Below are 6,172 nucleotides of genomic sequence, written 5' to 3' on the forward strand. Positions count from 1 at the left end.
CCAGGAACGCGTCATCCGCCAAGCACTCACCACCGCCGGCCTGTCCACATCGGACATCGACGCGGTCGAAGCGCACGGCACCGGCACGACGCTCGGCGACCCGATCGAGCTGCAGGCGCTGATGAACACCTACGGCCGTGACCGCGACCGCCCGCTCTGGCTGGGCTCGGTCAAGTCCAACCTCGGCCACACCCAGGCCGCCGCCGGCGTCGCCGGGGTGATCAAGATGATCACGGCGATGCGGCACGCCACCCTGCCGCGGACCCTGCACGCCGAGGTCCCCACCCCGCACGTCGACTGGTCCGCGGGCGCGGTCGAGCTGCTCACCGAGACGACGCCCTGGCCGGACGCCGGACGCCCGCGCCGGGCCGCCGTCTCGTCCTTCGGCATCAGCGGCACCAACGCCCACGTCGTGCTCGAGGAAGTCCCCGAGCCCCCCACCCCGGAGCGTCCCCGAGACGGAGTGCCGGTGCCGTTGGTGCTGTCGGCACGGACCGGCGAAGCGCTCGCCGCCCAGGCCGGGCGGGTGCACCGCTTCCTCGCCGAGCGGCCGGGCACCGGCCTGCGCGAAGCCGGTGCCACGCTGGCGAACCGGACCCGGTTCGACGAGCGCGCCGCGGTGGTCGCCGAAGACCGGGACGCCGCGCTGGCCGGGCTGGCGGCGCTGGCCGCCGGCACCCCCGACCGGACCGTGGTGCGGGGCCGTCCCGGCGTCGCGGGGCGGGTCGCGTTCCTCTTCACCGGGCAGGGCAGCCAGCGCGCCGGCATGGGCCTCGGGCTGCGGCGGCGGTTCCCGGTGTTCGCCGAGGCCTTCGACGGGGTGTGCGCGGAGCTGGACCGGCACCTCGATCGCCCGCTGATCGACGTCCTCGGGGACGCGGAGGCGCTGGACCGCACGGAATACGCCCAGCCGGCGCTGTTCGCCGTGGAGGTGGCGCTCTACCGGCTGGCCCGGTCCTGGGGACTGGTGCCGGACCACCTGATCGGCCACTCGGTCGGCGAGCTCGCCGCCGCGCACGTCGCCGGGGTCCTGTCCCTCGCCGACGCGGCCCGGCTGGTCACCGCCCGAGGACGGCTGATGGGTGCGCTGCCCGAAGGCGGCGCGATGATCGCGATCGAGGCGGGCGAGGACGAGGTCCGGCCGCTGCTCACCGAGGGCGTCGGCATCGCGGCGGTGAACGGGCCCCGCGCGACGGTCGTCTCCGGCGACGAAGAGGCCGCGCTGGCCGTGGCCGGGACGCTCCGCGAGCGGGGCCGGCGGACCCGGCGGTTGCGCGTCAGCCACGCCTTCCACTCGCCGCGCATGGAGCCGATGCTGGGCGAGTTCCGCGAGGTCGTGGCGGAACTGACGCTCTCCGCGCCGGAAATCCCGGTGGTGTCCAACGTGACCGGCGCCCTCGCGGCGGAGCTCGACTCGCCGGATTACTGGGTGCGGCACGTCCGCGAGGCCGTCCGGTTCGCCGACGGCGTCGGCTGGCTGCACGACCACGGCACCACCCGGTTCGTCGAGCTCGGTCCCGACGCCGTGCTCACCGGCATGGTCGCCGAGGCGCTGCCGGACGCGGCCCCGGCGTCGGTCGCCCTGCTCCGCCGCGACCGGGACGAGGTGCTCGCCGCGACGACGGCGCTCGCCACCGCGCACGTCCGGGGGATCCCGGCCGGCTGGGCGGAGTTCTTTGCCGGCGCGGGCCGCGCCGGCTTGCCCGCGTACGCCTTCCAGCGCGAGCGCTACTGGCTGGACGCGCCGGAGCCGGTCGCCGGCACGGCCGGGCTGGGCCTCGGCGCCGCCGGGCACCCGCTGCTCGGCGCGGCCGTGGAGCTGCCCGGCACCGGCGCGATGGTCTGGACCGGCCGGCTCTCGCGGCGGCACCACCCGTGGCTGGCGGACCACTCCGTGGCCGGCACCGTCCTGCTGCCGGCCACCGCGTTCGTCGAGCTCGTGCTGTGGGCCGGCGGGCAGCGGGGGCACGACCGGCTGGACGAGCTGGTCCTGCACGCCCCGCTGCCGCTGCCCGAGCACGACGACGTCGAGCTGCGGCTGACCGTCGAAGACGGGACGGCCAAGCTGTTCTCCCGGTCCCCGGCCGGGTGGGTCCTGCACGCGGAAGGCGTGCTGGGCACCGGCGGGGCGGACCCGGGCCCGCTCGGCACGTGGCCGCCGCCCGGCGCGGAAAGCGTCGAGCCGGCCGGTTTCTACGCGTCGCTCGCCGAGCGCGGGTACCAGTACGGGCCCGCGTTCCAGGGCCTGCGCGCGCTCTGGCGAGCCGGTGCCGAGTTCTTCGCCGAGGTGGCGCTGCCGGAAGCCGGCGGGTTCGACGTGCACCCGGCGCTGCTCGACGCGGCGTTGCACCCGCTGGTGCCGGACACCGGGTTCCGGCTGCCGTTCTCGTGGGCCGGGGTGCGCCTCCACGCCACCGGGGCGACCGCGCTGCGGGTGCGGTTGACCCCGCGCGGCGAGGACACCTACGCCGTGCTGGCGACGGACGAGTCGGGGGCGCCGGTGTTCTCGGCCGAGGGGCTGACGCTGCGGGAAACCGACCCGGCGCGCCTGGTGGGCGCCGAGCCGCTCCACGCGCTGTCCTGGCCGGTCGTCCCGGTGTCCGGCGAGGCGCCGCGCACGGCCGGCTGCGCCGGGCTCGCCGAGCTGACCGGCGAACTCCCGCCGTTCGTCCTCCTCCGCTGGCACGACCCGGAACCGGACGAGCGCGGCCCGGCCGCCCCGGCGACGCACGCCGTCCTGGACGTCCTGCGGCAGTGGCTGGCCGAAGACCGGTTCGCGGATTCGACGCTCGTCGTCGTGACCAGCGGCGCGGTCGCCGTCGACGACGGCGAGGACGTGCCGTCGCTCGGGTCCGCCGCCGTCTGGGGCATGGTCCGCTCGGCGCAGAGCGAACACCCGGGCCGGTTCCGGCTCGTGGACGTCGACGACCACGCGGGCTCGGCGCGGATCCTCCCGATGGCGCTGGCGACCGGCGAACCGCAGCTGGCGGTGCGCGCCGGGCGGGTCCACGTGCCCCGGCTGACGCGCGAGACGGTGGCCGGGCCCGCGCCGGAGCTGACCGGCACCGTGCTGGTCACCGGCGCGACCGGCGCGCTCGGCCGGCTCGTCGCCCGCCGGCTGGTGACCGAGCACGGCGTGCGGCACCTGCTCCTGCCCACCCGCCGCGCCGAAGCCGGCGAGCTCGTCCGCGACCTCGTCGCGGCGGGCGCCGAGACCGTGGACGTCGTCGCCTGCGACATCACCGACCGGGCCGCGCTGACCGCGCTGCTCGGCGGCATCCCGGCCGAGCGGCCGCTGGGCGCGGTCGTGCACGCGGCGGGGGCGCTCTCCGACGCCGTGCTGGAGCGCCTCACCCCCGAGGACGTCGACGCGGTCGCCGGGCCGAAGGCCGGTGCGGCGTGGCTGCTGCACGAACTCACCGCCGGGCAGGACCTGGCGGCGTTCGTGCTCTTCTCCTCGGTCGCCGGCGTCGTCGGCAGCGCGGGGCAGGCGAACTACGCGGCCGCGAACGGTTTCCTGGACGGGCTGGCGCAGCACCGGCGCGCGCGGGGGCTGCCCGGGCTCTCGCTCTGCTGGGGGCTGTGGGACACCGGCATGGCCGGGCAGCTCGGCGAGTCCGACGTCGCCCGGCTCCGCCGCCAGGGCATCCGCGCGCTGAGCGAGGCCGAAGGGCTCGCGCTGTTCGACGCCGCCCTGCGCGCGGACCGGGCGGTGCTGGTGGCCGCCGCGCTCGACGCGGGCGCGCTGCGGGCGAACGCCGAAGCACACCGCCTGCCCGTGGTGTACCGCGATCTGGTCCGGCTCCCGGTCCGGCGGGACGTCACCACGGCGGCCCGGGCCCAGGGGTGGGCGGACGAGCTCGCGAAGGTGCCGGACGGCGAGCGGGACGCCTTCCTGGTGGACCGGATCCGGCTCGTCGTCGCGGCGATCCTCGGGCACCCGCGGCCCGCGTCGATCGATCCCGATCGCGGTCTGCTCGACCTCGGCTTCGACTCGCTGACCGCGGTGGAACTGCGCAACCAGCTCGGCGCCGCGACCGGGCTGCGGCTGGGCACCACGCTCGTGTTCGACCACCCGACGATCACCGCGCTCGCCGCGCACGTGCGCGCGGAACTGGCCCCGCCGGGGCCCGCCGGACCGGAGAGCCTGGCCGGGCTGGAACGCGCGCTGGCCGAACCCGGGCCGGCCCGCGACGAGCTGGTGACCCGGCTGCGCGAGCTGCTGCGGCGGGCCGAGCCGGCGGCCGGTGCCCTCGATTCCGCGTCCGACGACGAGATCTTCGACCTGATCGACCAGGAACTCAGCCACTGACCCGAAGGAGAACCAGGCCGGATGTCGAACGAGGACAGGCTCCGCGACTACCTCAAGCGGGTCACCAGCGACCTGATGCAGACGCGGCAGCGGCTGGCCGAGGTGGAGGCCGGTGCGCACGAGCCGATCGCCGTCGTGGCGATGGCCTGCCGCTACCCCGGCGGCGTGCGCTCACCGGAAGACCTGTGGCGGCTGGTCGAGACCGGGACCGACGCCATCGGCGGGTTCCCGGCCAACCGCGGCTGGGACCTGGCCTCGCTGTACGACCCCGACCCGGCCGCGGTGGGCAAGTCCTACACCCGCCACGGCGGGTTCCTCCACGACGCGGACCGGTTCGACCCGGAGTTCTTCGGCATCAGCCCGCGCGAGGCGCTCACGATCGACCCCCAGCAGCGGCTGCTGCTCGAAACGGCGTGGGAGTCGTTCGAGCGGGCCGGCCTCGACCCGGTGTCCCTGCGCGGCAGCGACACCGGCGTCTTCGCCGGCGTCATGTACGACGACTACGGCTCCCGGATCCGCACGGCCCCGGACGGTCTCGAGGGGTACATCGGCATCGGCAGCGCGGGTTCCGTCGCGTCCGGGCGGGTGTCCTACACCCTGGGGCTGGAGGGCCCGGCGGTGACCGTGGACACCGCGTGCTCGTCGTCGCTGGTCGCCCTGCACCTGGCCGTGACGGCGCTGCGGCAGGGTGAGTGCTCGCTGGCGCTGGCCGGCGGCGTCACCGTGCTGGCCACACCGAGCCTGTTCGTCGAGTTCAGCCGGCAGCGCGGCCTGTCCCCCGACGGCCGCTGCAAGTCGTTCGCGGCCTCCGCCGACGGCACGGGCTGGAGCGAGGGCGCCGGTCTGCTGCTGCTGGAACGGCTTTCCGACGCCCAGCGCAACGGGCACCCGGTGCTGGCGGTCGTGGCCGGGTCCGCGGTGAACCAGGACGGCACGAGCAGCCAGCTCTCGGCGCCCAACGGGCCGTCGCAGGAACGCGTGATCCGGCAGGCGGTCGCCGTCGCCGGTCTGTCCACTTCGGACATCGACGCCGTCGAAGCCCACGGGACCGGAACCCGGCTCGGCGACCCCATCGAGGCAACCGCGCTGCTGGCCACCTACGGCCGGGACCGCGCGGCCCCGCTCTGGCTGGGCTCGGTCAAGTCCAACATCGGCCACACCCAGGCCGCGGCCGGGGTCGCCGGTGTGCTCAAGATGATCATGGCCATGCGGCACGGCATGCTGCCGAAGACCCTGCACGTCGACGACCCGACCCCGCACGTCGACTGGTCCGCCGGCGGGGTTTCCCTGCTCACCGAACCCGTGCGGTGGGAACGCGGCGAACGCCCGCGCCGCGCCGGCGTGTCGTCGTTCGGCATCAGCGGGACCAACGCGCACGCGATCATCGAAGAGGCCCCGGTTCCGGAGCCCGCCCGCACCACGCCGCCGCAGGCGCCGGTGCCGTGGGTGCTCTCCGGCCGCACCGGCCCGGCCGTGCGCGACCAGGCACGGCTGCTGCTGTCCACCGAGGACGTCCACCCCGCCGACGCCGGCCACACGCTCGCGACGGGCCGGACGGCGTTCGGCCACCGCGCGGCGGTCGTCGGCGAGACCCTCGGCGAGCTGCGCGCGGGGCTGGCGGCGCTGGCCGAAGACCGGCCCGCGGCCAACGTCCACGTGGGAACGACGGAAGACCGCGCCCGGCCGGTGTTCGTGTTCCCGGGCCAGGGCTCGCAGTGGGACGGCATGGCCGTCGACCTCTACCGCGAGTCACCTGTGTTCGCCGCGCATCTCGACGCCTGCGCCGACGCACTCCGCCCCTACGTCGACTGGTCCCTCATCGACGTCCTCCACGGCGCCCCCGGCATGGACCGCGTCGAC

The 6,172-nt window shown here is 76.1% G+C and carries 1 protein-coding gene and 1 pseudogene; both read left to right on the top strand.

What is annotated here, in order from left to right; all coding sequences use genetic code 11:
• A partial coding sequence (locus C2L58_RS04205) for a type I polyketide synthase (RefSeq protein ID WP_146073523.1) occupies positions 1-4,312 on the top strand: 4,312 nt, incomplete at its 5' end.
• A 21-nt stretch (positions 4,313-4,333) separates the two neighbouring features.
• Positions 4,334-6,172: pseudogene (locus C2L58_RS04210) on the top strand (type I polyketide synthase); the annotation flags it as partial.

The organism is Amycolatopsis sp. CA-126428, from assembly GCF_002904335.1.
Classification (GTDB): Bacteria; Actinomycetota; Actinomycetes; order Mycobacteriales; family Pseudonocardiaceae; genus Amycolatopsis.